At 65.1% G+C, this 25399-nt stretch carries 25 protein-coding genes, 1 tRNA gene and 1 other RNA gene; 17 read left to right on the top strand and 10 right to left on the bottom strand.

The window, feature by feature from the left end; all coding sequences use genetic code 11:
* Position 1 precedes the first annotated feature (1 nt).
* Positions 2-745 carry a SagB family peptide dehydrogenase gene (locus CH281_RS08640; protein ID WP_179274145.1) on the bottom strand — a complete coding sequence of 248 codons (744 nt, stop codon included), beginning with the start codon at positions 743-745 and terminating at the stop codon, positions 2-4.
* 113 nt (positions 746-858) lie between these two features.
* Between CH281_RS08640 and CH281_RS08635 the strand changes: the two genes are divergently transcribed.
* Genes CH281_RS08635 through CH281_RS08620 form a run of 4 tightly spaced genes read left to right on the top strand, consistent with a single transcriptional unit; the run spans position 859 to position 4992 of the window.
* Complete coding sequence (locus CH281_RS08635) at positions 859-1941, top strand: FecCD family ABC transporter permease (RefSeq protein ID WP_094693756.1); 1083 nt, start codon at positions 859-861, stop codon at positions 1939-1941.
* A complete protein-coding gene (locus CH281_RS08630) occupies positions 1938-2780 on the top strand; it encodes an ABC transporter ATP-binding protein (RefSeq protein ID WP_094693754.1) in 843 nt (280 codons plus the stop codon). The genes CH281_RS08635 and CH281_RS08630 overlap by 4 nt, the downstream gene beginning before the upstream one ends.
* Complete coding sequence (locus CH281_RS08625) at positions 2777-3760, top strand: ABC transporter substrate-binding protein (protein WP_094693752.1); 984 nt, start codon at positions 2777-2779, stop codon at positions 3758-3760. Before CH281_RS08630 ends, CH281_RS08625 begins: the two co-directional genes overlap by 4 nt.
* Positions 3757-4992: an MFS transporter gene (locus CH281_RS08620; RefSeq protein ID WP_094693750.1), complete on the top strand. Its 1236-nt coding sequence runs from the start codon at positions 3757-3759 to the stop codon at positions 4990-4992. The genes CH281_RS08625 and CH281_RS08620 overlap by 4 nt, the downstream gene beginning before the upstream one ends.
* 225 nt (positions 4993-5217) lie before the next feature.
* On the opposite strand, the gene CH281_RS08615 is transcribed toward CH281_RS08620, so the two are convergent.
* The 4 genes from CH281_RS08615 to CH281_RS08600 are packed head-to-tail and all read right to left on the bottom strand — an operon-like array spanning position 5218 to position 9099.
* On the bottom strand, positions 5218-6246 hold the full coding sequence (locus tag CH281_RS08615) for an ABC transporter ATP-binding protein (RefSeq protein WP_094693748.1): 1029 nt from the start codon (positions 6244-6246) through the stop codon (positions 5218-5220).
* A complete protein-coding gene (locus CH281_RS08610) occupies positions 6243-7016 on the bottom strand; it encodes an ABC transporter permease (RefSeq protein WP_256983400.1) in 774 nt (257 codons plus the stop codon). Before CH281_RS08610 ends, CH281_RS08615 begins: the two co-directional genes overlap by 4 nt.
* An 11-nt stretch (positions 7017-7027) precedes the next feature.
* Positions 7028-7867, bottom strand: coding sequence for an ABC transporter permease (locus tag CH281_RS08605; protein WP_094693744.1), 840 nt, complete (start codon positions 7865-7867; stop codon positions 7028-7030).
* Positions 7864-9099, bottom strand: a complete 1236-nt coding sequence (locus CH281_RS08600; protein ID WP_094693742.1) for an ABC transporter substrate-binding protein — start codon at positions 9097-9099, stop codon at positions 7864-7866. The genes CH281_RS08605 and CH281_RS08600 overlap by 4 nt, the downstream gene beginning before the upstream one ends.
* 145 nt (positions 9100-9244) lie before the next feature.
* On the opposite strand from CH281_RS08600, the gene CH281_RS08595 reads away from it, so the two are divergent.
* A complete protein-coding gene (locus CH281_RS08595; protein ID WP_230072880.1) occupies positions 9245-9913 on the top strand; it encodes a TVP38/TMEM64 family protein in 669 nt (222 codons plus the stop codon).
* Entirely contained in the window at positions 9910-10521 is a 612-nt protein-coding gene (locus CH281_RS08590; RefSeq protein ID WP_032364601.1) for a CDP-alcohol phosphatidyltransferase family protein, read from the top strand. Before CH281_RS08595 ends, CH281_RS08590 begins: the two co-directional genes overlap by 4 nt.
* On the opposite strand, the gene CH281_RS08585 is transcribed toward CH281_RS08590, so the two are convergent.
* The gene (locus CH281_RS08585) at positions 10493-11932 is read right to left on the bottom strand and encodes a dihydrolipoyl dehydrogenase family protein (protein ID WP_256983399.1); all 1440 of its coding nucleotides are present in this window, start codon (positions 11930-11932) and stop codon (positions 10493-10495) included. The genes CH281_RS08590 and CH281_RS08585 overlap by 29 nt on opposite strands.
* A gap of 63 nt (positions 11933-11995) precedes the next feature.
* On the opposite strand from CH281_RS08585, the gene CH281_RS08580 reads away from it, so the two are divergent.
* Positions 11996-12646: a class I SAM-dependent methyltransferase gene (locus tag CH281_RS08580; RefSeq protein WP_094693738.1), complete on the top strand. Its 651-nt coding sequence runs from the start codon at positions 11996-11998 to the stop codon at positions 12644-12646.
* 137 nt (positions 12647-12783) lie between these two features.
* Positions 12784-13401, top strand: coding sequence for a dihydrofolate reductase family protein (locus CH281_RS08575; protein WP_094693996.1), 618 nt, complete (start codon positions 12784-12786; stop codon positions 13399-13401).
* A 13-nt stretch (positions 13402-13414) separates the two neighbouring features.
* Here the strand turns inward: CH281_RS08575 and CH281_RS08570 are convergent, their stop codons facing one another.
* Together CH281_RS08570 and CH281_RS08565 are read right to left on the bottom strand one after the other, a co-directional pair.
* Positions 13415-14137 (bottom strand): mycothiol-dependent nitroreductase Rv2466c family protein, encoded by a 723-nt coding sequence (locus CH281_RS08570; RefSeq protein ID WP_094693736.1) that lies wholly within the window; start codon positions 14135-14137, stop codon positions 13415-13417.
* Positions 14138-14174: 37 nt separating this feature from the next.
* On the bottom strand, positions 14175-15083 hold the full coding sequence (locus CH281_RS08565; RefSeq protein ID WP_094644222.1) for a LysR family transcriptional regulator: 909 nt from the start codon (positions 15081-15083) through the stop codon (positions 14175-14177).
* A 139-nt stretch (positions 15084-15222) separates the two neighbouring features.
* Here CH281_RS08565 and CH281_RS08560 point away from each other — a divergent pair, with 139 nt between their 5' ends.
* Positions 15223-16638, top strand: coding sequence for an MFS transporter (locus CH281_RS08560; protein WP_032387980.1), 1416 nt, complete (start codon positions 15223-15225; stop codon positions 16636-16638).
* A complete protein-coding gene (locus CH281_RS08555; protein WP_094693734.1) occupies positions 16635-17381 on the top strand; it encodes a 3-hydroxybutyrate dehydrogenase in 747 nt (248 codons plus the stop codon). Before CH281_RS08560 ends, CH281_RS08555 begins: the two co-directional genes overlap by 4 nt.
* A 258-nt stretch (positions 17382-17639) precedes the next feature.
* On the opposite strand, the gene CH281_RS08550 is transcribed toward CH281_RS08555, so the two are convergent.
* Positions 17640-17727, bottom strand: a tRNA-Ser gene (locus CH281_RS08550).
* Positions 17728-17822: 95 nt separating this feature from the next.
* Here CH281_RS08550 and ffs point away from each other — a divergent pair.
* Both ffs and CH281_RS08540 read left to right on the top strand, forming a co-directional pair.
* Positions 17823-17917: signal recognition particle sRNA small type (gene ffs, locus CH281_RS08545), an RNA gene on the top strand.
* A 54-nt stretch (positions 17918-17971) separates the two neighbouring features.
* A complete protein-coding gene (locus tag CH281_RS08540) occupies positions 17972-19258 on the top strand; it encodes an aminotransferase class I/II-fold pyridoxal phosphate-dependent enzyme (protein ID WP_094693732.1) in 1287 nt (428 codons plus the stop codon).
* A gap of 63 nt (positions 19259-19321) precedes the next feature.
* Here the strand turns inward: CH281_RS08540 and CH281_RS08535 are convergent, their stop codons facing one another.
* Positions 19322-20839: an MFS transporter gene (locus tag CH281_RS08535; protein WP_094693730.1), complete on the bottom strand. Its 1518-nt coding sequence runs from the start codon at positions 20837-20839 to the stop codon at positions 19322-19324.
* A gap of 105 nt (positions 20840-20944) precedes the next feature.
* Here CH281_RS08535 and CH281_RS08530 point away from each other — a divergent pair, with 105 nt between their 5' ends.
* The 5 genes from CH281_RS08530 (at position 20945) to CH281_RS08510 (ending at position 25363) form a co-directional block, all read left to right on the top strand.
* Positions 20945-21616 carry a TetR/AcrR family transcriptional regulator gene (locus CH281_RS08530; protein WP_094693728.1) on the top strand — a complete coding sequence of 224 codons (672 nt, stop codon included), beginning with the start codon at positions 20945-20947 and terminating at the stop codon, positions 21614-21616.
* A gap of 161 nt (positions 21617-21777) precedes the next feature.
* Positions 21778-23034: a lipase family protein gene (locus CH281_RS08525; protein ID WP_032408544.1), complete on the top strand. Its 1257-nt coding sequence runs from the start codon at positions 21778-21780 to the stop codon at positions 23032-23034.
* 221 nt (positions 23035-23255) lie between these two features.
* A complete protein-coding gene (gene phoU / locus CH281_RS08520; RefSeq protein ID WP_027494559.1) occupies positions 23256-23909 on the top strand; it encodes a phosphate signaling complex protein PhoU in 654 nt (217 codons plus the stop codon).
* A gap of 37 nt (positions 23910-23946) precedes the next feature.
* Positions 23947-24750, top strand: a complete 804-nt coding sequence (locus tag CH281_RS08515) for a transglutaminase-like domain-containing protein (RefSeq protein WP_045841454.1) — start codon at positions 23947-23949, stop codon at positions 24748-24750.
* Positions 24751-24787: 37 nt separating this feature from the next.
* Entirely contained in the window at positions 24788-25363 is a 576-nt protein-coding gene (locus CH281_RS08510; RefSeq protein WP_027494555.1) for an HhH-GPD-type base excision DNA repair protein, read from the top strand.
* Positions 25364-25399 lie beyond the last annotated feature (36 nt).

The following is a 25399-nucleotide window of genomic DNA, read 5'->3' as shown; positions in this document are numbered from 1 at the left end:
CCTACACTGACGATTCTTCCAGCCCGGTGATGCGCGGCGGCCCAACAGCCACCAGCATCGTCACTATCGCAGCAGCATCGAGTCCGAGCACCGATTCCGCCGCCGGATCGGAAAAACCCGAGACTGCGCAGCACGCCATGCCCATCGCTGTGGCGGTCAAATACAGATTCTGGACCCCGATGCCGGCATCGACGTGCACCGTGCGGTAGTGGCGCGGTGGGTATTTGGCCAGCGCGACATCCAGCCTTGCAGTCAGAGCGAGGCTCGCCGCCGGCAACGCCGCGAACTCGCTCTGGGCGTACAGCTCGGCCAGTGCAACGGCAGGGTGCACCGCGGACACGAGCTGCAAAGAGTGATCGGCCATGTCGTATCGGTAGATTCCCGGCCGGATGCCGGCGATGCGGGTTGCGAACAGGAACGTGTCGCGGGTGCGGAGGCCGCCTGCGGTCGGTGCCACGCTCAGCGGGTATTCGCGGTCGCCGTAGGCCTCGATCCGGCGTCCGAGTCCGAGCGCGGTGCCGAGCAGGGTTCCTACCGAATCCACGCTCAGTTCGCCACTCGGGTCGAAGTCGTACCGCGAACGCCGGGCGTGGACCAGCGCTGTGAACGGCGAGTCGAGTGTGCGTGGCTTCGGGAGGTGAATCGAGGCACCGTTTCGATTCATGGGTCTCTGAGTCGGCGCAGGATCGACTGCGCCGTTGAGCCGATCGTGAATCTTTCTGAGAGAGGCGATCTCCGTGTGCATCAGGGTCGGCTCCTTCACCAGTACGCACAGCCCGAGGTGTCGTCTCCGCACTGCATTCGCTACTGTATCGACACTGATTGTCATTAACAACTAGCTGTCGGGATGTAGACCTGATGAAACGATCGCCGGCCACTGCGGTGCGCAGCACGGGCGCACCGCCCTTCGCCTCGCCCCAACGCTTTCGCGTGTTGCTGGCGATCTCGGGCTTCGCCATCGTGATCATCGCGGTGGCGTCGGTCAGCATCGGCGCTGTCACCATCGGACTCGGAGACATCTGGGGTTCGGTCGCCCAACACCTCGGCATGGCGGGCGCACACACCTCGACACCGGTCAACGATCAGATCGTTTGGCAGGTCCGCGTGCCGCGCACCATTCTCGCCATCGTCGTCGGCGCGGGTCTGGCGATAGCGGGCGTGGTCATCCAAGTCGTTGTACGTAACCCGCTGGGCGACCCCTACCTGATCGGGATCGTGCCGGGCGCGAGCCTGGGCGCAGTTATCGTCATTGTCTTCGGCGCCGGGGTACTCGGCGGCGTATCGCTGTCCGCGGCAGCCTTCATCGGCGGCCTCCTGGCGTTCGCGCTGGTGTTCGTCCTCGCCCGCCGCGGAGGGCAATGGCCACCGACCCGGCTCGTGCTGGCAGGGGTCGCCGTCGGGTACCTCGTCTCCTCGTTCACGTTCTTCTTTCAAACCATCGCCACTCCCAATCAATCTCAGCGCGTGCTGTTCTGGAGTCTCGGTTCGATCGCCGGGGCATCGTGGGCGAGCCTGCTGCTGCCCGCGGTCGTCATCGCGGCGGCCACGACGTGGCTGATGTGGAACAGTGCCCGCCTGAACGCCCTGGCTTCCGGCACCGACCTCGGCTACTCCCTCGGCATCGACGTCGCGCGATTCCAGCTGACGCTGATGGTCGTGGTGTCGGTCCTGACCGGCGTCATCGTTGCCGAAGTCGGCGGTATCGGGTTCGTCGGCCTGGTCATCCCGCACATTGCGCGTCTGCTCGTCGGTGCCGATCACCGCCGCGTCGTTGTCACCGCAACACTGCTCGGCGCATGCTTCCTACCGCTTTCGGACATCGCGGCCCGCGTGCTCCGCGCCCCCGCCGAACTTCCGATCGGGGTGGTCACCTCGGCCATCGGCGCTCCGTTCTTCCTGTACCTGCTGGTCTCCTCCGGGCGGACGGCGAGGGCTCGATGAAACTCGACGCACAGGGCGTCGCCGTCGCTATCGACGGTGCCAAGATTCTCACCGACGGGGTCATACACGCCGAATCAGGCTCGGTTGTAGGACTTCTCGGACCGAACGGCAGCGGAAAGTCGACGCTGCTGCGCACGCTCTACCGGGCCCTCATACCCTCAGGCGGAACGATCGTGCTGGGCGAGGACGACCTTCGCCGCCTCAGCGCTCGTGAATCGGCGACCAGGACTGCGGTTGTCCTGCAGGACGATTCACCGGAATTCGAGTTCACCGCACGGGAGATCATCGAACTCGGACGCATCCCGCACAACACCGGTCTGCGACGCTTCGGCGCGGTCGATGTCGCCGCAGTGGACGCCGCCGTGATGGCCGCCGGGATCGCGCACCTCGTCGACCGTCAGATCTCGACCCTGTCCGGAGGCGAGCGGCAACGCGTCTTCGTAGCTCGGGCCCTCGCGCAACAAGCTCCGATACTGATCCTCGACGAACCCACCAATCACCTCGACATCTCGGCGCAGCTCGACCTCCTCGAACTGCTCACCGCAACCGAAGCCACCGTTGTCGTCGCACTACACGACATCGACCTCGCTGCCGCCTACTGCGACAGCCTGTTCGTCATGAAATCCGGTGCCCTCGTCGCCCACGGAACTCCCACCGACGTCTTGACAACGGACATGCTTCGCGAGGTCTACGGCGTCGATTCGGTCATCGCCGTCAACCCGATCACCGGCCGACCGTGCGTCCATTTCGGACCCGCCACCTCGCACCGCCCATCCACCGTGAGCTGCACCGCTACTCAACCCAATTTCGACACCCGCACCGAAAGTAGCCAACCATGAAGATCGCCGTACGAACCGGAACTTGCGCCGCCGCAACCATTCTCCTATTGTCCGCCTGCGCGAGCGGACAGGCCGAACCCACTGCCGCAGGCACCGAGACCGACAGCGGCACCTCGGCATACCCGGTGACCGTGGCCAGCTGCGGCGTCGACTACACCTACGACGCCCCACCCGAGCGGGTACTCCTCGGAGCTCCGGGAGTCATCGCCACGCTCGATGCACTCGGCGTCGCCGACAGCGCGATCGGATACACCAACGGCAGTTACGCATTCGACGGACTCGACCGATTCTCTGGCCTGACCTCCAACACCGACGACTATGCACCCTCACGCGAATTCCTTATCGGGGCCTCACCGGATCTGTTCCTGTCCAACGACCAAGGGCAACTCGGCGGCCAAGGATCGGCGAGCTCCGATGACCTGACCGCTGCAGGCGGCAACCTCTACGTCCTCGGCGAATACTGCCAGAACACGCCCGCGCCCAAGACAATCGACGCGGTCTACACCGACGTGGACAACCTCGGCACCATCTACGGCGTCCCGGACAAAGCAGCAGAGGTCGTGACCTCGCTGCGCGATCGCGTCACCGCAGCACGAGCGAAGAACACCGACAGTGCGCCGCTGTCGGCAGCGGTTGTCCAGAGCTTCGACGGCAAGCTCTACGCCTTGAGTGGGTCTTACTACAGCGCAGTGGTCGACGCACTCGGCATGACCAACGAATTCGCCGACATCGACGGCAATTTCGCCGAAATCACCCCCGAGGCAGCCTTGAGCGCTGCACCCGACGTCGTCCTGGTGCAATACGCCGGATCGGAGGCGGACGCCGCGGCCGCCGTGACAGACATATCGGCTCTGCTCGCGAACTCACCAGCGGTGCGGAACTCCCGGGTGTACCCGCAGAACGAAGCGGACTTCCAGGCTGCCGGAGTCCGCATCGTCGACGCCATCGAGAACACCGCGGACAACGTGTTCGGCAAGTGAGCTCGACGAACGCTCGGACGTCGCTGGGGTCCGCGTTCCGGTTGATGGTGCTCGCGCGCACCGTCGCCTGGTTCGGAACTGCCGTCGCGTTGGTAGCCTTCCCGCTCGTCATCTACCGCACCACCGGAAGTGCCGCGGCCACTGCGCTTCTCACCGCTGTCGAATCGGCACCGTACCTGGTGTTCGGGCTGTTCGCCGGTGCCGTTGCCGACCGCTGGCGGCGTCGCCCGACGATGGTCGTCACCGCGCTCGCCGCATGCGCTGCAACGGCATCCATACCGGCGGCGCATTGGATGGCGACTCTGTCGACGGCACACGTGTTCGTTGCAGCGTTCGTCAGCGCCGCCGCTATGGTGTTCTTCGACGCCGCCGGCTTCGGTTTGCTGCCCTCACTGGTGCCACGCGCTCGACTGGCCGACGCCGTCGGGCGACAAACTGCGATGGCAACGGTCATCACTATGGCCGGGCCCGCACTGGGTGGTGTGCTAATTGCCGCATCCTCGCCGTTCGCCGCGCTGGCCCTCAACGCGGCCACGTTCGCAGTGACCGCGATCCTGCTGCTGTGGGTACGTGAACCCACATCCGCGCCGCGGACGGAACAACCCCACTTGTGGCGCGATATCGGCAACGGGGTGCGCTTCATCTACGGTCACCCACTTGTCCGCCTGCTCACCCTGATCGGGACCGGCAACAGTGTGGCCGGCGGCATCATGACCGGCCTCCTCGTCGTCACCGCCGTCGAGCGGTACGGTGTCGACGAGGACGGCGGCGAGCTGGGTCTGTTCTTCGCAGCCCTCGGAGTTGGAACGCTGATCTCGACAGCATTACTACCGCGCCTGTCCCGAAAGTTCACAGCTGGGACGATCGCCATCGCCGGTTTGCTCGCACAAGCAGGCGCGATCAGCGTGTGGATTCTGGCCACCGTACCGGTGCTGGGAGTGTGCGCGTTGGTCGTCTTCCAAGCCGCAGCATCGACGGTGATCATCAACGGCATCACCGTCCGCCACCTGGTGACCCCGGACGAACTTCAGGGCCGCGTCAACACCACGGCCCGCATGCTGGCGTGGGGCGGACAACCCATCGGTGCCGGCCTCGCCGGAGCCCTCGTGGGTCCGATCGGCCTGCCCGCAACGCTGTCGCTGGCAGTCGGCGTCATTGCGGCCAACGCCCTGTTCGCGTACCTGTCCTCGCTACGAGCCGTCAGCTCACAACTCCACTCGAACAGCCGTTGAGGACCGGACAGGCAGAAAGACGGCTGTGAGAACGGTCAGACCTCGATCGCGAGCCTTGACGACCGACATCGAAGACCCGGCCTGCGACACGTCGGATCGAACACCACAAGGGTAGCTATTTCACCTTACGGCGACCGGTACGCCCGATCTGCCGACCGTCTCAGCGGTATGGGGACTTCGGCCGGCCCCGGAGTGCGAGAACTGCGAACAGCCACATCTTCGACCTCAACCCGTGACAAACCTCGCCCCACCCGGAATCTGCAATCCCACGGCGTCCCCGACCCGCACAGCAGATCCCGCCGCCAGCTCCACCTTCAGCACTGTCGATCCCACCGTCACATCGGCGATGCTGCGAAATCCGGTAGGCCTCGAGGCAGAAACAGCCCCACGAATCCCGTTGTCATTCAATGTGATCAACTCATGTCGAAGCAGTAGCACGGCACGCCCAGCCGGCAAAGAAACTCCTTCGACCTCCAGCTCCCCGAGCTCGGAGCGATGCACCCCAACCCCGTCCCACTGCCCCTCGATTTCGTTCATCCCACCCATCAGTCGCGACACTGCGAGCGTGCTCGGACGCGTGTAGGCCGTTGCGATATCGGAGTGATGCTCCAATCGCCCGTCGATGAGCACTGCGACCGAATCGGCCAGCACCGCAGCTTCCTGCTGATCGTGGGTGACGAGCAGCAGGGTCTGATCGAGCGTCGAACGTAATTCGCGAACCAGGTCGTGCATCTCGCTGCGCAACACAGGGTCCAGAGCGCTGAAGGGCTCGTCCAACAACAACACTCGCGGTGAACCGGCAAGTGAGCGTGCCAACGCCACCCGTTGGGCCTGCCCGCCGGATACCTCCGACACCGCGCGATCCCCGATGTCACCGAGATGAACCAGATCGAGATACTCCCGGGCACGTTCGCGCGACCGCTTGCGACTTTCCCCGGCCGCGCGGTACGCGAAACCGATGTTGTCCAGTACCGACATGTGCGGGAACAACATCGGACGTTGAAACACCATCCCGACGCCGCGGTTCTCGGCCGCAACACCGTTCACCTCGTGGCCGTCGATCTGCACCGTGCCGGTGGTGGGTGAATCCAATCCCGCGATGAGCCGCAGCGCCGTACTCTTGCCCGAGCCCGACGGCCCGAGAATCGCCGTGCAGGATCCCGGTGGCACGGTGAGATCCAACGAATCCAGAGCCGCAACCGATTGACCGGCATGTACTTTCGTGAGTCCGTGAACGGACAGTTCGACGCTCATCGTGCACTCCTACGACGCAACCGGGCGAGCATGAGCACCAGCAACAACGGCGGCACGACGGCGGTGACCGACAGCGCAGCCACCACCGAATCGTTACCGGTCCCCGCAGCGAACGAGGCGACAAGTATCGGCACGGTGACCAGTCTGCCGCCACCGATCAACAGGGTGATGACGTAATCGCTCCACGCCACGAGGAAGGCGAGTAACGCCGCCCCCGCCAACGCCGGAGCCAGCAGGGGAATGCGAATCCGTCGCAGCACCATGGCACTCGACGCACCGAGCGTGCGGGCCTCCTCCTCGTAGCCGATGTCGTATGCGCCGAACGCCACTCGCATCAGGTACGTCGTATACGGAATGGCCGCAACGGTCAGCAACGCGATCACAGCCACCGTGCTCGGAATGCGGGAGCGCAGCACCAGAACATCGAGTCCCAACGCCACCGCAAACGGGGGCAGGGCCAGCGGAGCGAAGAGAACCCCGGCCACGAAAGCGGGAAAGCGCACGTTGCCGTTCACCAGGGCGCGAGCAGCCAACGCGCCCAATGGCGTTGCGATGGCGGCGACGGCGAGAGCGAGCAGGGTAGACCTCACGAAAGCATCGAAGCCCCCGGCGTCGAGGGCACTCCGGACGCCGTCGAATCCCCATTCTTGCGGAACCGAGCCGGGAAACGACCAGCGATTGCTGATGGCCCACAAGACAACCGGAATCAGCGGCAACAGGAACCACAGGACCAGAACGGACCTGCCGACAGCGGGAAGAATCCTGTTCACTTCCACCCTGTTCATTTCCACGCTGCCGATCTGCGCAGATAGTGCAGTGCCACCGCGGCCACGACCACCGTGAGAGCGGTGGCGATCGTCGCGGCAGCAGCTGCCTGCGGACGCGTCTGAAGATCGATCGACGTGAACAGGCGAATCGCCATCACCGACAACGGTTCCGGATACGGGCGACCCAGTATGCGGGCCACCTCGTACGAGCCAACCGTGTAGGCGAACGCGATGGCCGCCGACGCGATCAGTGCGGGCCGAGCCAACGGCAGCGTGACCAAACGGAGCCGAGCCCACCGGCCGGCGCCCAAGGTCGCGGCCGTCTCGTCGAATGCCGCTACACGGGTGGCGAGAGTCCCGGCCACGACAACGGCCACGAAAGCCGATTCTTTCCAGGCATATTCGGCGACGACGGCGATCCACCACTTCCCACCGACCAACTCCGGCCAGCCGCCGTCGGTCATGCCGAGAATGCGGGGCAGCATGCCCGAATCCGCCAACAGCAATGCCATCGCGGCGGCACCGATCAGGTGCGGCACCGTGATCGTCAACCCGGCAGCGACCAACGCGGCGCGTCCACCCGACAAGGCCGTCAGCGCCGCGGCAAGCCCGATCACCGTGGCCAGAGCCGTCGAGACGACGGCGATCGACAGCGTCAACGCCACCGAGCGCCACAGGTCACCGCCCAGCGCGGAGTACGCGTCGACCGATAGCTCGGGGGTTCCGACCAACGGCATCAGACCTAGGCTCTGCAGCACCACGGTTCCGAGACCGCCGCCGACGACGAGAACAACCAAGACGACGGCGGGGAGGACCGCCGCTGTGCCGAGAAAGCTCCTCGTGGACGCGCTCACTGACCGGCGAGCACGCTTCGACGCCAACCCTCGTCGACCGGCGAGACCCAGTCGGCTGACAGTTCTGGATGCGCGTTGGCCGACAGCTCTTCGTAGGACGGCAGAACCGTCGAACTCGGCAACGCCTCGAACCTGGCGCGGGCGTCATCGGGCAATCGGTCGATATCGAGCACGGTGAACTGGCCCCACACTTCCGGCGTCGCCTTTGCGAGTTGTTGCTCGGGCGACAGCGCGAGATTGGCAACCACCTGCGCCGCGGCGGACTTCCCCGACGTCGACGGAATGGCAAGGAAACTCGCATTCCCGACGGTTCCCTCGTCGAGAGTCAGGACGCGGGTCTCCGGTGGGAAGGTGCCGTCGGCGACGAGTTTCGGGAGGGTCGCGGGGCCGTACGTCATCGTCATGTCGACCTGACCGCCGGCGTAGAGGGCGTCGAGCTCGGAGGAGGACTGCGGATACGTCGTTCCCTCGCGCCACAGCGACGGGGCGAGCTCGTTCAGTCGGTCGAACAATGCCGGGGCGAGGCGATCGTAGGAGTCCTGATCGAACTGTGCGGGAACCTCGTCGACACCGCCGGAGGCATTGATCAACGCTTCACGCACGAACACCGATCCGGTGAAGTCCGGGGGAGCGGGGTAGGTGAAGCGGCCCGGGTTCGCCCGCGCCCAGTCGAGCACGCCGTCGAATGTCGTCGGCGGATCGGGGATGGCTGCCGCGTTGTAGACCAGGGTGAATTGAGCCTTGTGCCAGGGTGATTCGCAGTTCTCGACCGGGGTGCCGAAGTCGTCGAGCAACAGCGGATCCTCGGGATCGGTCAGTTCCATGTTCGGCAGATTCTGCGTCCACCCACACAGCCACGCGCCGGCCTGCTTACCGGTGCCGAAGTTCGCGCCGTTGACCCACACCAGGTCCACCTCACCGTCGGTGACCCCGGCCTGCCGCTCGGACAGGATGCGGTTGACGGCATCGGTCGTCGATTCCACCGGCACGCGACGCAATGTGACGCCCTCCGCGGCGGCCGCGGGGGTGAGCACGTCGTCGACGTAGGCATTGCCCTGCTCGTCGCCGCCGTACATCCACAGCGAGACGGTCTGTCCTTGCGCCTGCTGTTCGATCTCGCTCCACGACTGCGCCTCGGCTATCGGTGCTTCCGAATCCGGCGCAGCACAGGAGGTAAGCAGCAGCCCTGCGCTCGCCGCAATCGCCACTGCGCACCGTACTGAACGAATCACCCGGGGGCCTCCAGATCAACCGAAGCAGCCGTCGTCGACGCTGCCCTCACCACCGTAATCGGTCGAATGCGACAACCGCTGAACACGCGGGCAGACCGGCCGTGTGCACAATGGATCGTGAACCGTCGGACGAGAGGCACACACCGTGACGCAGGACCGCCCGACGCGTAGTCGCCGCGGCACGACCCTGAAATTGCTCGCGGCTGCCGTGATCGTCATCGCTGTGGTGATCGTGCTGAGCACCGTCGATCTTCCCGATCCGTCGTTCATCCGCGATCGCGTGGCGTCGGCCGGGCCCTGGGGCATCGCGTTGTTCGTCGTGCTCTATGCCGTCCTGTCGGCCACCCCGTTCCCCGCCAGCACGTTGACCATCGCGTCGGGACTGCTGTTCGGGTTGGCGGTGGGCGCGACCGTCGTGGTGTTCGCTGCCACCGCGGGGGCATATCTCGGGTACTGGGGAGCGCGGGCGCTCGGCCGTGGACAGGTGGCCCGCACCGAATGGGACAGGCTTCGCCGGCTCGACGCCATGCTCGGGCGACGGGGACTGCTGTCAGTACTGGTCGTGCGACTGGTGCCGCTGCCGTTCTCCCTGGTCAACTACGCGGCCGGAGTCAGTGCCGTGGGGCAACGTGACTACGTGGTGGGCACCATGATCGGCATCGTGCCCGCGACCGTCGCCTACACCGCGCTCGGTGCCTACGGAACCTCACCGCTGTCGTGGCCGTTCGCCATCGCACTGCTCGCGGTGCTGGCGATCGCGGCCGGCTCGGCCCTGTTGGCCCGCCGTCTCGGGCTCACCGGAGCTGCCGAATGATCGACAGCTTTCTGCGCCGCCACCTCGAAGGCCCACTCGATCGTTGTGCCCGCGCGCTCGACCGTCCCTCGATCACCCCGGACCGGATCACCGTCGCGGGACTCGTACTGGGCTTGGGTAGTGCACTCGCCGCCGGCCTGCAATTCTGGTTGCTCGCGTTGGTGTTGTGGATCGTCTCCCGCATCGCCGACGGTCTGGACGGACCGCTGGCACGCAGGCGGGCGACAACAGCCGGGGCCGGCGGATTCTTCGACATCACCGCCGATTTCGTGGTGTACGGAACGACTGTGGTGGGCGTCGCGGTGGGTGCCTCGGCCGCGTACGACGCCCCCTGGTGGCCGTTCCTGCTGGTGCTGTTGGCGTACTACATCAACGGGACCGCGTTTCTTGCGTTCTCCTCGATTGCCGAACGCACCGGTCGTACCATCGACGACGGCCGCTCGCTGTCGTTCCTCGGGGGCCTGGCCGAGGGTGCCGAAACAATTGCGGTGCACAGTCTCTGGCTACTGCTCCCCGGCATCTCGTGGCAGATCGCGGTGGTGTGGGCGGCCGTGGTCGCGGTGAGCTCTACCCAACGGATCATCGCCGGGTATCGCGCTCTTTCCTGACGAACCACGCACCGCGCGCCTTCGCCAGTGCGGCGGTTGCCCGAGAAATCACCGGAGAACCCAACTGCGCCTTCACGTCTGCGATCGCCGCGTTCCACGGCCCGTCGTTGTACGTCGGATACGGGTGCGTTGCCCCGGCGAGATCGCGGGTACGCAGGCCCTGCTCGATGGCGATGATCAGCTCCCCGATAGTCTCGCCCGCTCGCGGTCCCACCACACACGCTCCCACGATCCGACGCTTCGCGTCGAGAACGAGGGTCGTCGATCCGGTAGTTCTGCCCTCGGTGACGGCTCGATCGACGTGATGGTGATCGAGCGTCTGCAATCGAAGTCCACGCTGCCGCGCAGTCCGCACATCGATTCCGGCCGAAGCGATCTCGGGATCGGTGAACGTCACCCGCGGCATCCCCGTCGTACTCACCTTTCGGTTCAGGCCGAGCGCCGCGTTGCTCGCGGCCAGGCTGCCGTGCACACCGGCGGTGTGGGTGAACTGAGGGTGACCGGTGAGATCTCCGGCCGCCCAGATGCGGGGATTGGTGGTTCGTAGATGCTCGTCGACCCGCACGAATCCGTTGCCGTCCAATTCCACACCGGCCGAGTCCAAGCCGAGTGACGCGGTTCGTGGAGTCCGCCCGGTGGCGATCAGGACCCGGTCGAAAGCGATGTCTACGCCCGAGTCGGTAACTGCGGAACCGTCGCCGATGCGCACGACTGCGGTAGAGGTCAGCACGCGCACGCCCTCGTCGGTCAGGGCCTGCGTCAGTATCGACGAGGCCTCAGGGTGCTCGCGGGGAAGGATCGTCGCTGACCGTCCGACAAGGGTGACGTCGGATCCGAGACGCGAGAATGCTTGCGCCATTTCGCAACCCACCGATCCGGCTCCGACAATGAGCAGCCGCTCGGGCAGGGTCGTCAGATCCCATAGAGTGTCGCTGGTCAGGTAGTCGACGCTATCGATACCGTCGATCGTCGGCACCGTGGGATGCGCGCCGGTGGTCACGATCGCCTGACCGAAATGCAGCATCCGAGTGCCGACATTCACCGTGTTCGGACCGGTGAACACGGCGTCACCGCTGATGACGTCGACCCCGGCCGCAGTGAGTGCCTCCGGTGAATCGATCGGCGCGATCTCGGAGATCGACCCGTGCACGTGCTGCATCACGCGTGCAAAATCCACGCGCGGCGGCTCGGTGTCGATGCCGAACCGGGACGCGGATCGAACCGTCTGTGCCACCGAGGCCGCCGCGAGCAGGGCCTTCGACGGCACGCATCCGGTCCAGAGGCAGTCGCCGCCGGTGCGGTCCCGTTCGATCAACACGACGCGAACGCCGAAGCCGGCCGCGGTCTTCGCTGCCACGATGCCGGCGGTACCGCCGCCCACCACGACCACGTCGGCGCGGTTCTCGGGCACACTCGAAGACGAACGACGAATTCCCATACCTCCCACTATGCCCGCGCCTTGGAGAGACCCGAGATGAGACGACCGACCAAGTACACCTTCTCGGCGCGCCTTTACGACGTGATCTCCGCCGAATGGCCGGTGTATCGAGCCGGACGGGACGCGGCTTTTGAGCTGATGAATCTGCCTGTGGGGAGCCATGTTCTGGACCTCGGCTGCGGGACGGGGCTGAACTTCGCCGGGTTGCAGCGGATGATCGGCCCGACCGGCTCGATCACCGGAATCGACGCCAGCCCGCAGATGCTCGAACAGGCCCGACTTCGAGCTGCCCGCGCGGGGTGGACGAATGTCACATTGATCCCCGCCGACGCCACCGCCCTGACGTCCGCCGATCTGGGGGAGCAGGCCCCGTTCGATGCGGCCCTCAGCACCTACGCGCTGTCATTGATGACGCCATGGCAGGCGGCGCTCGAATCGATGACCTCGGCTACGCGGGTGGGCGGCGTTGTTGCCGTCGTCGACATGCAGCGGCCCGTCGGACGAGCCGCAGCGTGGACGCCGCTCGCGAAGCTTGCGTGTCGACTCGGAGGGGCGGACATCGAGGCGCATCCGTGGACAGCGATGACGCCACTGCTGCAGGATCTTTCGGCCCGCGCTGTCCGCGGAGGCCATATCCAGATTCGCGTCGGGACTGTCAACTCTGGCTCGGCAGAGCCGAGTTCATGAACGGTGGCGTCGAACGGCTCCTCGTCGCGCGAGGTCTGCCTCGTCGAACGGCGATCGAGTCAATTCGTGCGGCCATACCACCAGTGTCCGCGCATCGGGTGCATCGTCACCCGGATATCCGATCGAGCCAAGCAATCATGGGCCTCATCACGCTGGAGCTTTTTGCCACCCTCGACCTCGTCGCGCAATCACCCGGAAGCCCGGAGGAAGACCCCGAGAATTTTCCCTACGGCGGCTGGCAGGCTCCTTTGCTCGACCAGGTTTCGGGGGCACAGGTCGCCGCCGCATACGAGGGCACGGATGCGCTCCTACTCGGGCGGCGTACCTACAACATTTTCGCCGCGTACTGGCCGCATCAACACGATTCGTTCGCAACGTTGTTCAACACCATCCCGAAATACGTGGCCTCGCGCGGCACACCCGATCTGCGGTGGGACGGTTCGACTCAACTCGGACCGGACCTGGCCGGGGCGGTGCGTGAGATCCGAGATCGACACGACCACATCAAGGTGGTCGGAAGTCTCGATCTGGTGCAGACCCTGTTGCGCGAGAAGCTCTTCGATCGACTCGATCTGTGGGTGCATCCCATTCTTCTCGGAGTGGGAAAGAAGGTGTTCGCCGACGGCACCGTGCCCAGCAACCTGACGCTGCTCGAGCCCCCGGCCGTCGACGGCAAGGGCACCGTCTACCTGCGTTACGGCCTCGATGCCGGAACCCCGGACGTCGGCAACATGGACGACGTACTGGCCGACTAGCTCGAAGGGCAATTCACTTCTTCTGCCGTCGGCTCCCGCCGTGCCAATCCTGTTGTACGCCAACCTCGTCCTCCGTAACCCCCAGTGCCTTCAACTGGGGGAGTTCACGCATGCTGCGCTTCATCTCGGCGAAGCCGGGGAATCGTGCGAGTCCGATCACGTTGTCCCACAGTGGCACTGCCTCGTCGTCGCTGGGGAGCCTGCTGATCACCGGACCGAAGAACGCGACACCGTCCGGCGGCTCGAAGGCGATGATGGGTGTGCCGACGTCCTTACCGGTCAGCGACAGCGCATGATCGGTTTCGGCCCGGATCTCGTCGTCGATCGTCGAATCATCGAGTGCTGCAGTGTGATGGGTGGGCAGCCCGACTTCCTCGAGGATCGGCCCGAGGAATGCCGCGGTGCCGCGATGTCCGTGGCTCGCAGCGTCGTCGGGCACCGCCTCGGTGTCGAAGATGTGCGTTCCGAGGGCCTGATACAGCGGCCCGACAGCGTCCGACCCATGCTCACGACGAACAGAGGCAGCGGCCCGCAACAGTCGCAGACCTGCGGTGTGGCCGGCCTCGTACTCGGGTGGGAAATGGGCGTCGTAGTCGATGTGGGAGTTGAGCAGGCGCAGTGAGATGAACCGCCAGTCGACGGTGTAGTCGCGCTGGGCCTGTACCTTGCGAACCCATTTGCTGGTCATCCACGCGAACGGGCATACCGGATCGAAATAGAAATCGATATCGGACATCAGGGGAGTCTCCTAGTGGGGCGTAGGTTCCGTGCGTTCATTTCTCGCCCAGCAGAGCCGAGCGTTGTTCGGTGACCACCGCGCGAATCGCGTCGATCACCGCCGACACTTCGGGTCGTCTGAGAGTTTCGGTGCGGGTGACGAGCCAGTACGTCAGGGTCACCGCGATGGCGTCGGGCAGGATTCGTTGCAGGTCGGGGTGTCGGTCGGCCATGAAACACGGCAACAATCCGATGCCTGCCGAGGCTCGTGTGGCCTCGACGTGGACGAAGACGTTGGTCGACGTCACCGATTCGCGCATCGTCGGAGTGAAGTTGGGGGCCAGATCCAGATCGTCGACGTGCAGCATCGAGTCGATGAAGTAGATGAACGGATGGGCGGCGAGGTCGGCCGGCACCTGCGGTGTGCCGTGCTCGTCCACGTAGGTCTGCGACGCGTACAGACCCAACACGTAATCGCCCAGCCGGATGGCCTCCGCGCGATGCACCTGCGGTTGTCCGACGACGATCTCGATGTCCAGTCCGGACCGTTGCCTCGACGCACGTCTGGTGGTCGCGACGATCTCCACCGACACCAGCGGATGGGTGCGTTGCACGCGAGCAGCCGCAGGGGCTGCGATGTAAGCGCTGAAACCGTCCGTGGCCGAGATGCGTACGACGCCCTTCAGCGCACCCGCGTCGCTCGAGACCAGCGTCTGCAGCGCATTCTCGACGGCCTCGGCAGCGGCGAGTGCGCCGTGCCCCAGTTGGGTCAGTTCCCAACCTCCGCCGGCGCGGGTGAGCACCCGTCCGCCGAGGGTGTCCTCGAGGGCGGCGATGCGTCGGGAGATGGTCGTGTGGTTGATGCCGAGGTCGTCGGCAGCGGAGCTGTAGCGTCCGGTTCGACTGACGGCGAGCAGGACCAGCAAGTCGTCGGCACTGGGAACCTTCCCGTCACCGCGTGTCATGTGTGCAGTTTTGCAGATCGAACCTGCGTCCATGCCTCTTGCGCAGAAAAAGATCTGCACCAATACTCAGACCAACCCCGCTACATGTGTGGTCTGTCACAAACACGAGCACGCAGTGCCGAGCAACACAGGAGAAGCTATGAGCGTCGACCAACCGCTGGCAGAAAGGTCCGAGCCGGACCCCGATGCCACCCCCACCGGCCTGAAGAAGGTCGTCGGAGCATCGATGGCCGGCACCATCGTCGAGTGGTACGAGTTCTTTCTCTACGGAACCGCCGCCACACTGGTGTTCAGCAAGATCTTCTTCGCGGCCGGAACCAGTGAGCTCGACGCCATCCTCGCGGCCTTCGTCACCTACGCCGTCGGCTTCGTCGCACGCCCCTTGGGCGGCATCGTCTTCGGACACTACGGCGACAAGTACGGCCGAAAGAAGCTGCTGCAGTTCAGCCTCGTCCTCGTCGGCGGTGCCACGTTCCTCATGGGCTGCCTACCGACATTCGAGGCCATCGGCTATTGGGCCCCGGCACTGCTGGTGACCCTGCGATTCATTCAGGGCTTCGCCGTCGGCGGCGAATGGGGTGGCGCGGTTCTCCTTGTCGCAGAACACAGCCCGAACAAGAGCCGCGGATTCTGGGCCAGCTGGCCGCAGGCAGGCGTCCCCGCCGGTAACCTCCTCGCCACCGTCGCACTGCTCGTCCTGACGACAACCCTGTCCGACGAAGCCTTCCTCAGCTGGGGCTGGCGCGTCGCGTTCTGGCTCTCTGCCGTCATCGTTTTCGTCGGCTACTACATCCGTACCAAGGTCTCCGACGCCCCGATCTTCATCGAGGCACACAAGCAGGCCGAGGTCATCAAGGCCGCGTCGTACGGCGTCTTCGAGGTCGTGAAGCGTTACCCGCGTGGCGTATTCACCGCGATGGGTCTGCGCTTCGGTGAGAACGTCATGTACTACCTCGTCGTCACCTTCTCCATCACCTACCTCAAGGTGGAGGTCGGCACCGACACCTCCACGATCCTGTGGTGGATGCTCATCGCCCACGCGATCCACTTCTGCACAATTCCGTTGGTGGGCAGGCTCGCCGACCGCATCGGCCGCCGTCCGGTGTACTTCGCCGGTGCCCTCACCGCGGCAACGTGGGGCTTCTTCGCCTTCCCGATGATGAACAGCGGCCACAACGTCGTGATCCTGCTGGCCATCATCATCGGCCTGATGTTCCACGCCTTCATGTACGCCACGCAGCCGGCCATCATGGCCGAGATGTTCCCGACGCGGATGCGGTATTCCGGTGTGTCCCTCGGCTATCAGGTCACCTCGATCGTCGCCGGCTCGCTGGCCCCGATCATTGCGGTGAAGCTGCTCGACATCTACGGCTCGTCCGTGCCCATCGCGGTGTACCTGGCCGTGGCCTGCGCGATCACCGTGGTTGCCGTCATCGTAGCCAGGGAGACAAAGGGATTGGCGCTCGAAAGCATCGACATCGCCGACGCCAAGAACCTGGCCACCGAAGCCGAGCTGGCCAAGGCCGGTCTGCTCGATCCGAGTGTAAAGCGGTGACCGACCTGACCGGACGCTCCGCCCTCGTCACCGGGGGAGCGTCCGGCATCGGGGCCGCGTGCGCACGTGAGCTCGCCGGCCGCGGTGCCCGCGTCACCATCGCCGACGTGAACGACGTCGCAGCAAAGGAATTGGCGGCCGAGCTCGACGGTGAGGTGTGGTCGGTCGATCTGCTCGACACCACCGCGCTGGACGACCTTCGGTTGGACGTCGACATCCTCGTCAACAATGCGGGTATCCAAACCGTCGCACCGATCGTCGACTTCGACCCGGGCGCGTTCCGCCGCATTCAGACGCTGATGGTGGAGGCACCGTTCCTGCTGATTCGTGCGGCGTTGCCTGGGATGTATGCCCGCCGGTTCGGCCGAGTCATCAATCTGTCGTCGGTGCACGGACTGCGGGCATCGGAATTCAAGGTCGCCTACGTCACCGCCAAACACGCACTCGAAGGACTGTCGAAAGTGACAGCCCTCGAAGGTGCCGCGCACGGCGTGACGAGCAACTGCGTCAACCCCGGATACGTCCGCACACCGCTGGTGGAAAAACAGATCGCCGATCAAGCCAAGGCGCACGGGATTCCCGAGGACGAAGTACTCGAAAAGGTGCTGTTGACCGAAGCCGCCATCAAGAGACTCGTCGAACCGGCCGAAGTCGCCTCACTGGTGGGATGGCTGACCTCCGAGAACGCAGGCATGGTCACCGGGGCGTCCTACACCATGGATGGTGGTTGGTCGGCTCGTTAGATTCGTTGCCGCCCGTCTGCTGCGCCCCCCACTTTGGGATCAATGTGGGTTTCAGTCGCTCAGATTGCAACAAAGTCGCATTCATCCGGATCGGGTCGCCGCACCCCACCGGATGAATGCGGCTTTGTTGCACTCAGACGGACTCGAACGCCCATTGATCCGGAGACGGGTGGGCTGATCGGGAGACGGGTGGGCGCGAACCGGAGCACCCCTCCCCGAACAGCAAGAAGCCCCCGTGACAGGTCACGGGGGCTTCTCTGGCGGAGGATAGGGGATTTGAACCCCTGAGGGCGTTAACCCAACCCGCGTTCCAGGCGAGCGCCATAGGCCACTAGGCGAATCCTCCGTGGGAGAGCTTACCCGGTTACCCCCACCATCTCCCAAATCGGGAGGCGCGAAGGGTGGTGATGCGTTGCTCGACGGGAGGCGGCTACACTTCCTAACGGATCCCGCGCGGCGCGCATCCTGTGAACTCCCCCAGGGCCGGAAGGCAGCAAGGGTCAATGGGCTCTGCCGGGTGCGCGGGGTCCCCTTTATTTCAGTGACATAGACACTGTCCGGGGAACCCAGTCACCGAGAGGCCGCTCCGCATGCCAGCGCAAACCCAGTTGGGTCTGATGAACCATGAGGAGCTCGCCTCCGAGCACGAGCGGCAGAGCGCGAAGTACACGCAGCTCAAAGCCGAGGATCTGAAGCTGGATCTCACCCGCGGCAAGCCGTCGCCTGAGCAGCTCGATCTCGCTGCTGATCTGTTGACGCTCCCCGGCGCGGACTACAAGGACGGCAACGGCACCGATTGCCGCAACTACGGTGGCCTCGCGGGTCTGCCGGAATTGCGTGCCATCTTCGGTGAACTGCTCGGCATCCCGGTGAAGAACCTGGTGGCCGGTAACAACGCCAGCCTCGAGATCATGCAGGACCTGGTGGTCTGGGCTCTGCTGCACGGGCTGTCGGATTCGCCGCGCCCGTGGTCGGCTGAGCCGAACGTTCGCTTCCTGTGCCCGGCCCCTGGCTACGACCGTCACTTCGCGATCACCGAGAGCTTCGGCATCGAGATGATTTCGGTGCCGATGGGTCCCGACGGACCCGATGTGCACGAGATCGCCAACTTGGTGGCGTCGGATCCGCAGATCAAGGGCATGTGGGTCGTGCCGAACTACGCCAATCCCACCGGTGCCGTCTACTCGGAGGAAGTCGTTCGCGCGCTGGCAACGATGCCCGCAGCCGCACCCGATTTCCGTCTGTTCTGGGACAACGCGTACGCGGTGCATCCGCTGACCGACGAGTTCGCGCCGTCCTACGACGTCATCGGCATGGCGGCCAAGGCAGGTTTCCCCAATCGTGCGTTCGTGTTCGCGTCGACCTCGAAGGTCACGTTCGCCGGTGCGGGCGTCAGCTTCTTCGGCAGTTCCGAGGAGAACCTCGCCTGGTATCAGAAGCACCTCGGCAAGAAGAGCATCGGACCGGACAAGCTCAACCAGCTGCGGCACCTGCGTTTCTTCGGTGACGCCGAGGGGGTGCGGGCGCACATGGCCAAGCATCGCGAGATCCTGAAGCCCAAGTTCGCGCTGGTGCAGCAGATTCTCGAGGACCGGCTCGGTGCCTCGAAGATCGCGTCGTGGACCGAACCCAAGGGTGGTTACTTCATCAGCCTCGACGTGCTCGAAGGGACGGCTGCGCGGTCGATCGCGCTGGCCAAGGATGCCGGAATTGCTCTGACGGCCGCCGGCTCGGCCTTCCCGTACGGAAAAGATCCGGAAGACAAGAACATTCGCCTCGCCCCGAGCTTCCCGTCGCTCGGTGAGCTGGAGAAGTCGATGGACGGCGTCGCAACCTGCGTTCTGCTGGCCGCGACGGAGAAGCTGCTCGAAGGCTGAACGCATGTGAGTGGAAACTCGTAGCAGGCTACGCGTTTCCACTCACATGCGGCGAAGCCGCTCTCAGTGCCCGACGACAACCGCACCTTCGGGAGCGGAGGGCAACGGCCCCTTCTTCAGGAGCGTGGCCGAGAGCACCGCGCCCAGTAGGAAGATGCCCGACGCCCACCAGAAGGTGGTCGTGTAGCTCGCGATTTCGGCGTTGGCCTGCAGCAGAGCCGCATCGGTTGCCGTCGCCATGTTGGAGCTGACGTAGCTGGTGGCGGCGTTGGCTGCCACGGTGCTCAGGAGTGCGGTGCCGATCGAGCCGCCCACCTGCTGCATGGTGTTCACCGTTGCCGACGCGACTCCGGAGTCGTCCGGGGCGACGCCCGAGATTGCGCCCTGCATGGCCGGTGCCATGGTGGCACCGAGTCCGAGGCCCATGATGATCAAGCCGGGCAGGATGTGCGTGACGTAGCTGCTGTCCAGATCGATCTGGGTGAGCAGTCCCATTCCGATCGACGCGACGATCAGGCCGGTCGTCATCAGGATGCGTGGTCCGAACCGGGGGAGGATCAGTGCCGTCGACAGTGTCGCGGTGAGGATCAGCGACGCGATCATCGGCATGAACGCGAACCCGGTGGTGATCGGGGTGTACTTCAGCGTGCTCTGCAGATAGTAGGTCAAGAACAGGAACACCGCGAACATGCCTGCGCCGGTGACGAACACCGCGAGGAATGATCCGGCCCGGGTGCGATCCAGAACGATGCGCAGCGGCAGCAGAGGGTGTTCGACGCGATTCTGGATGGTTACGAAGACAGCGACAACAACGACACCTGCCGCAAGGAAGCCGAGGGTGACGGGGTTGCTCCAGCCGTCGGACTCGGCGTGGGCGAAGCCGTAGACGATCGAGAACAGCGCGGCGGAGACGGCGATCGTTCCGGGGATATCGAGCTTGGGCCGGACGTCGACCTTGTGCTTGGCCAGGAACAGGAAGGCTCCGACGAAGGCGAGCGCAGCGAAGATCAGGTTGACGTACAGGCTCCAGCGCCAGTTGGCCCACTCGGTGAGCATGCCGCCGAGCAGTAGACCCAGTGCGCCGCCGCCGCCGGCGATGGCACCGAAGATGCCGAAGGCCTTGGCGCGTTCCTTGGTGTCGGTGAAGGTGGTGGCCAACAGTGACAGGGCCGCGGGTGCCAGCAGTGCACCGAAGACGCCCTGACCGGCGCGGGCTGCGACGAGCATGCCGAAGTTGACGGCCGCACCGCCCACTGCCGACATCAGCGCGAAGCCGACAAGGCCGATGAGGAAGGTGTTACGTCGACCGAAGAGGTCGCTCAAGCGTCCACCGAGGAGCAACAGGCTGCCGAACGCGAGTGCGTAGGCGGTGACGACCCAGGAGCGGTCGGCGTTGTCGAAGCCCAGATCGAGCTGGGCGGCGGGGAGTGCGATATTCACGATGGTCGCGTCGAGCACGACCATGAGCTGGGCCAGTCCGAGAGTGGCGAGAATCAACCAGCGATTCCGGTGCGCACGCTCGTCCGCCGGCGTCGTGGTCGACGTTGCGCCGTCCACGTTCTCCGATGAAAGGGTGGTCATGGTGTCCTCGGTTCGACTATGCGGAGGTGTATCCTCCGGTTGTAGGGCAAAGGTAGCAGCTAAGTGGAGGAATGTCCTCCGCTTATCGGGTGAAACGGACATCGAATGAGTGTGAGAGCGGACACAGCGGCATCGAAGCCCCTACGGGCGGATGCCGAACGCAACCGACGCCGCATCGTGGACGCGGCTCGCGACCTGTTCGCTTCCCGCGGTATCGACATCACGCTCGACGACGTCGCCGCACACGCCAAGGTGGGCGTCGGCACCGTCTATCGCCGCTTCTCGTGCAAGGAAGAGCTCATCGACGGCGTCTTCGAGCAGCGCCTCGAAGGAATGCTCGCCAGTGCCGAACGCGCCCTCGAAGCGGAGGATCCCTGGAGTGGGTTGGTGGGCTTTCTCTCGGACGTATGCGAGGAAATGGCCTCCGACCGCGGGCTCGGTGATGTGGTCCTCGGGTCGGACGAGGGGTGCCGCGGCATCGCGGAGATGCGCCGACGGATCGATCCGTTCTTCGCGAAAATCGTCGATCGCGCCCTCGAATCCGGTCAGCTGCGTCCCGATGTGGCCGTCACCGACTTCTATCCGGTGCTGGGGATGATCGGCTCGACCGTCGAGTTCTCCAGTCATGTCGATCCCGCGAACTGGCGTCGGTACTTCACGGTGCTGCTCGACGGCCTGCGCGGTGATTCGGTACCCCGATCGGAGCTCCCCGGACGTCCCTTCACCGACGACGAAGTGGATACGGCGAAGGCGGCCATGCACGGTCGCCGCCGCTGACTGGTGATTCGTCCAACTTCGGTCTGTACGTTGTGTGCGCCGTCACGTAAGGTGCGTCACGGTAAGTGCTACGCGGGGTAGCGCACACCTGGCAGCAGGTGTTCAGACGTTGGGGGTTCGATTTGCGTTCGACGCGTGTCTTCGGTTCGGCCGTGGCAGTGATGGCAGTGTTCATGGGGGTGACTGCGCCGGCCGTGTCGGCAGCACCGTCGACGGGTTCGACCGTCGAATCCGACTTCTACATTCCGCCGAGCCCGCTGCCTGCCGGCGCGGCGGGCGACGTGATTCGTTCCGAGCCTTCGCATCTCGCGCTGTCGGTGCCGGGCATCGGCGGCACCCTGCCGGGTGAGGCAACCCGAATCATGTACCGCAGCACCGATTCCAACGACGACGCCAACGCTGTCACGGGTACCTACATCGACCCGGCCGCGCCGTGGACCGGTCCGGGGCCGCGCCCGCTCGTGGTGTTGGCACCGGGAACGCAGGGGCAGGGCGATCAGTGCGCGCCGTCCAAGATGCTCAACAACGTCATCACCTACACCCCGCCGCTCGGATTCATGGTCGAGTACGAGGTACTGGCCGCGTATTCGCTTCTCTCCCAGGGCTATGGCGTCGTGATCACCGATTACGAGGGTCTCGGCACGCCGGGCGCGCACACCTATGTGAACCGCGCGTCCGAGGCTCATGCCGTGCTCGACGCGGCCCGCGCAGCTCAGCAGCTGCAGGGCACCAAGATCTCCGGCGACGGCCCGGTCGCGGCCTACGGCTACTCGCAGGGCGGCGGAGCTGCCGCAGCGGCGGCCGAGATCGCCGACGAATACGCCCCGGAACTCGATCTGGTCGGCACCTACGCAGGAGCACCGCCCGCGGATCTGAAGGCGACCCTCGAGCAGGTAGACGGCACCATCCTCACCGGCGTGATCGGCTACACCCTCAACGGCCTGCTCAATTCCGACCCCGGTCTGCAGCCGATCGTCGACGAGAACATCAACGACGCAGGCAAGGCCATGCTCAACCTGGTCGCGAATCAGTGTGTCGGAGAGACGATTCTGAACGTCGGGCTGCACCGCACCAACGAGTACACCAAGACCGGCGAGCCGCTGTCGGTCGTGCTGGACAGGTTGCCCGTCGCGCAGGAAATCCTGGCCAAGAACAAGATCGGCGAACGTACGCCGAATGCCCCGGTGCTGATCCAGTCCGGTACCTCCGACGACATCGTGCCCCACGGTCAGGCCGTCGAACTGGCCGGCGACTGGTGCGGCAAGGGTGCAACAGTGCAGCTCAGTTCCGCGCAGGTCCCGGCTATCGTGCCGGGTTCCGGTGCCGGGCATCTGATCCCGGACATCCTCGGTCTCGGCGAAGCTCAGAGCTGGATCAAGGATCGCTTCTACGGAGTGCCCGCCCCGTCGAATTGCTGATCGGCAACCGATGATGGAACGGCCCGCGCTCACCGAGCGCGGGCCGTTCGGCGTTCCCTCCCATGTCGGCCATCGGTTCGTGTTCAGCAGGCATGACCGACGTCACACCGTCGAGTTCTCCAACGAGCCCACAGCGGTGTGAGGGTGTAGAAGGATGCGCAGCAGGGTACTGCCCTGCAATGCCCTGAGGTTGGGCTGTCGAGCGGTTGGGGTGAGTGAACATGCGGGACAGTTACACGGAGGCGCTCGACACGTTGGCGTCGGAGCTGTCCGAAATGTCGAGAATCGCGGAACGAGCGATGGCTGACGCCACGCGCGCGCTGCTCACCGCCGACATCGTGCTCGCCGAGCAGACGATCGAGTACCGCGAAGAGATCGACACTCTCGCCGTCGAATGGGAACACGAGGCCTTCGCCTTCCTCGCTCGACAGTCACCGGTTGCTCACGATCTGCGCCGTGTCGTATCCGGGATCAACATCGTGGCCGACCTCCAGCGCATGGGTGGACTTGCGGTGCACATCGCCGAGTTGGCCCGCCGCCGTCACCCCGCACATGTGCTGCCGCCCGAGGTCGAGGGCGTGTTCACCGAGATGGGTCGGGTAGCCATCGCTCAAGCGGAGGCGACCCAACGAGTGCTCGAGACGCGGGACGCCGAACTCGCCGCGAGTCTGCGAACGCAGGACGAGGAGATGGACGCACTGCACCGCAGCCTGTTCATGTTGACCTCCGCGCCCGACTGGCCGCACGGTGTACCGGCCGCCGTCGACATCACGTTGCTCGGCCGCTTCTACGAGCGGTATTCCGACCACACCGTCGAGGTCGCGAAACGGGTCATCTTCCTGGTGACCGGAGCTCGCCCCACCGACGAGTCTTAGTCTGCGAGAACCGCTCGGAGATGGCAGGATCGGCACGATGAAACGTGACGTCTCCGCGTACCTCGATGTCGATGTGACCGAGGCCAGCACCCTCGAGTTCCAGATCGCGATCGCGCCGCATCCAGGAACCGAAGTGTGGGAAGCACTCTCGTTCACACTCGACGGCCAGCCCGTCGAAGCGCAGGAAATCAGCGGCGCGCACGGCACCCGCATCCACAAGCTGCACGCCGACGTCGGCAAGCTCGAAGCGTCGTACTCGGCGACGATCTACGGCAACACCGACCCGGCACCGGTGTCCGATTACGACCTGTCGCTGTATCTGCGGCCGAGCCGCTACGCCGAGGCAGACAAGTTCTTCGGTTTCGCAGCAACGGAATTCGGCTCGTACCCGCCGTCGGAGAAGCTGCTCGCCGAGGTGTCGTCCTGGGTGGGAGCTCGGCTGAGCTACGTTCCCGGAAGCAGCGACCCCATCGACGGCGCCGTCGACACCCTCCTCGCCGGTGCCGGAGTGTGCCGCGACTACACCCACCTCGTCGTCGCACTGCTCCGCGCAGTGAACGTGCCCGCTCGACTTGTGGCCGTGTACGCGCCGGGCTGCGATCCGATGGACTTCCACGCAGTTGCCGAAGCCTTCGTCGAAGGACAATGGCGAGTGGTCGACGCCACCTGCCTCGCGCCGCGATCGACCCTGGTGCGCATCGCAACCGGACGCGACGCAGCCGATACCGCATTCCTCGACAATCACGGCGGATCGATCATCCTCAACAGCGCCGTCGTCGGAGCCGTCGTGGATGGGCCGCTGCCCTTCGACGACATCACCCAATTGGTGTCCATCACCTGATCGGGTCGCTACTGCCGGACATGGCAGGATCGAGCCCATGTCTCGCACTCTGAACCTCGTCGGCGATCCGGAGGCCGATGCATTGCTCGCCGAGGATCCGTTCGCGCTGTTGATCGGCATGCTTCTAGATCAGCAGGTGCCGATGGAATCCGCCTTCGCCGGGCCGAAGAAGCTCGTCGACCGCCTCGGTGATCTGAAAGTCGATACCGTCGCCGACGCCGATCCGGACGACTTCGCCGCATTGTGCGCGCAGACCCCGGCCGTGCATCGTTTTCCCGGCTCGATGGCCAAGCGCATCCAGGGACTCGCCGCATTTCTCGTCGAGAACTACGACGGCAAGCCGCAGGAAATCTGGACCCGCGACGACCCCGACGGTGCCGAGGTTCTGAAGCGTCTCAAAGCACTTCCCGGCTATGGCGACCAGAAGGCGCGCATCTTCCTCGCGCTGCTCGGCAAGCAGATGGGCGTGACGCCCGACGGGTGGCGAAAGGCTGCCGGAGCGTACGGCGACGAGGGTGCACGTCGATCCATCGCCGATGTCGTCGACGAGAAGTCCCTGCTCGAGGTACGCGAATTCAAGAAGGCAGCGAAAGCGGCAGCCAAGAACAAATAAGTCTGTCGGTGCCCGTCGGTACGTTGTGGCAGAACT

Origin of the sequence: Rhodococcus sp. 06-221-2 (genome assembly GCF_002258365.1) — a bacterium.
GTDB lineage: Bacteria > Actinomycetota > Actinomycetes > Mycobacteriales > Mycobacteriaceae > Rhodococcoides > Rhodococcoides fascians.
This window is presented reverse-complemented; position numbering and strand designations above follow the sequence as displayed.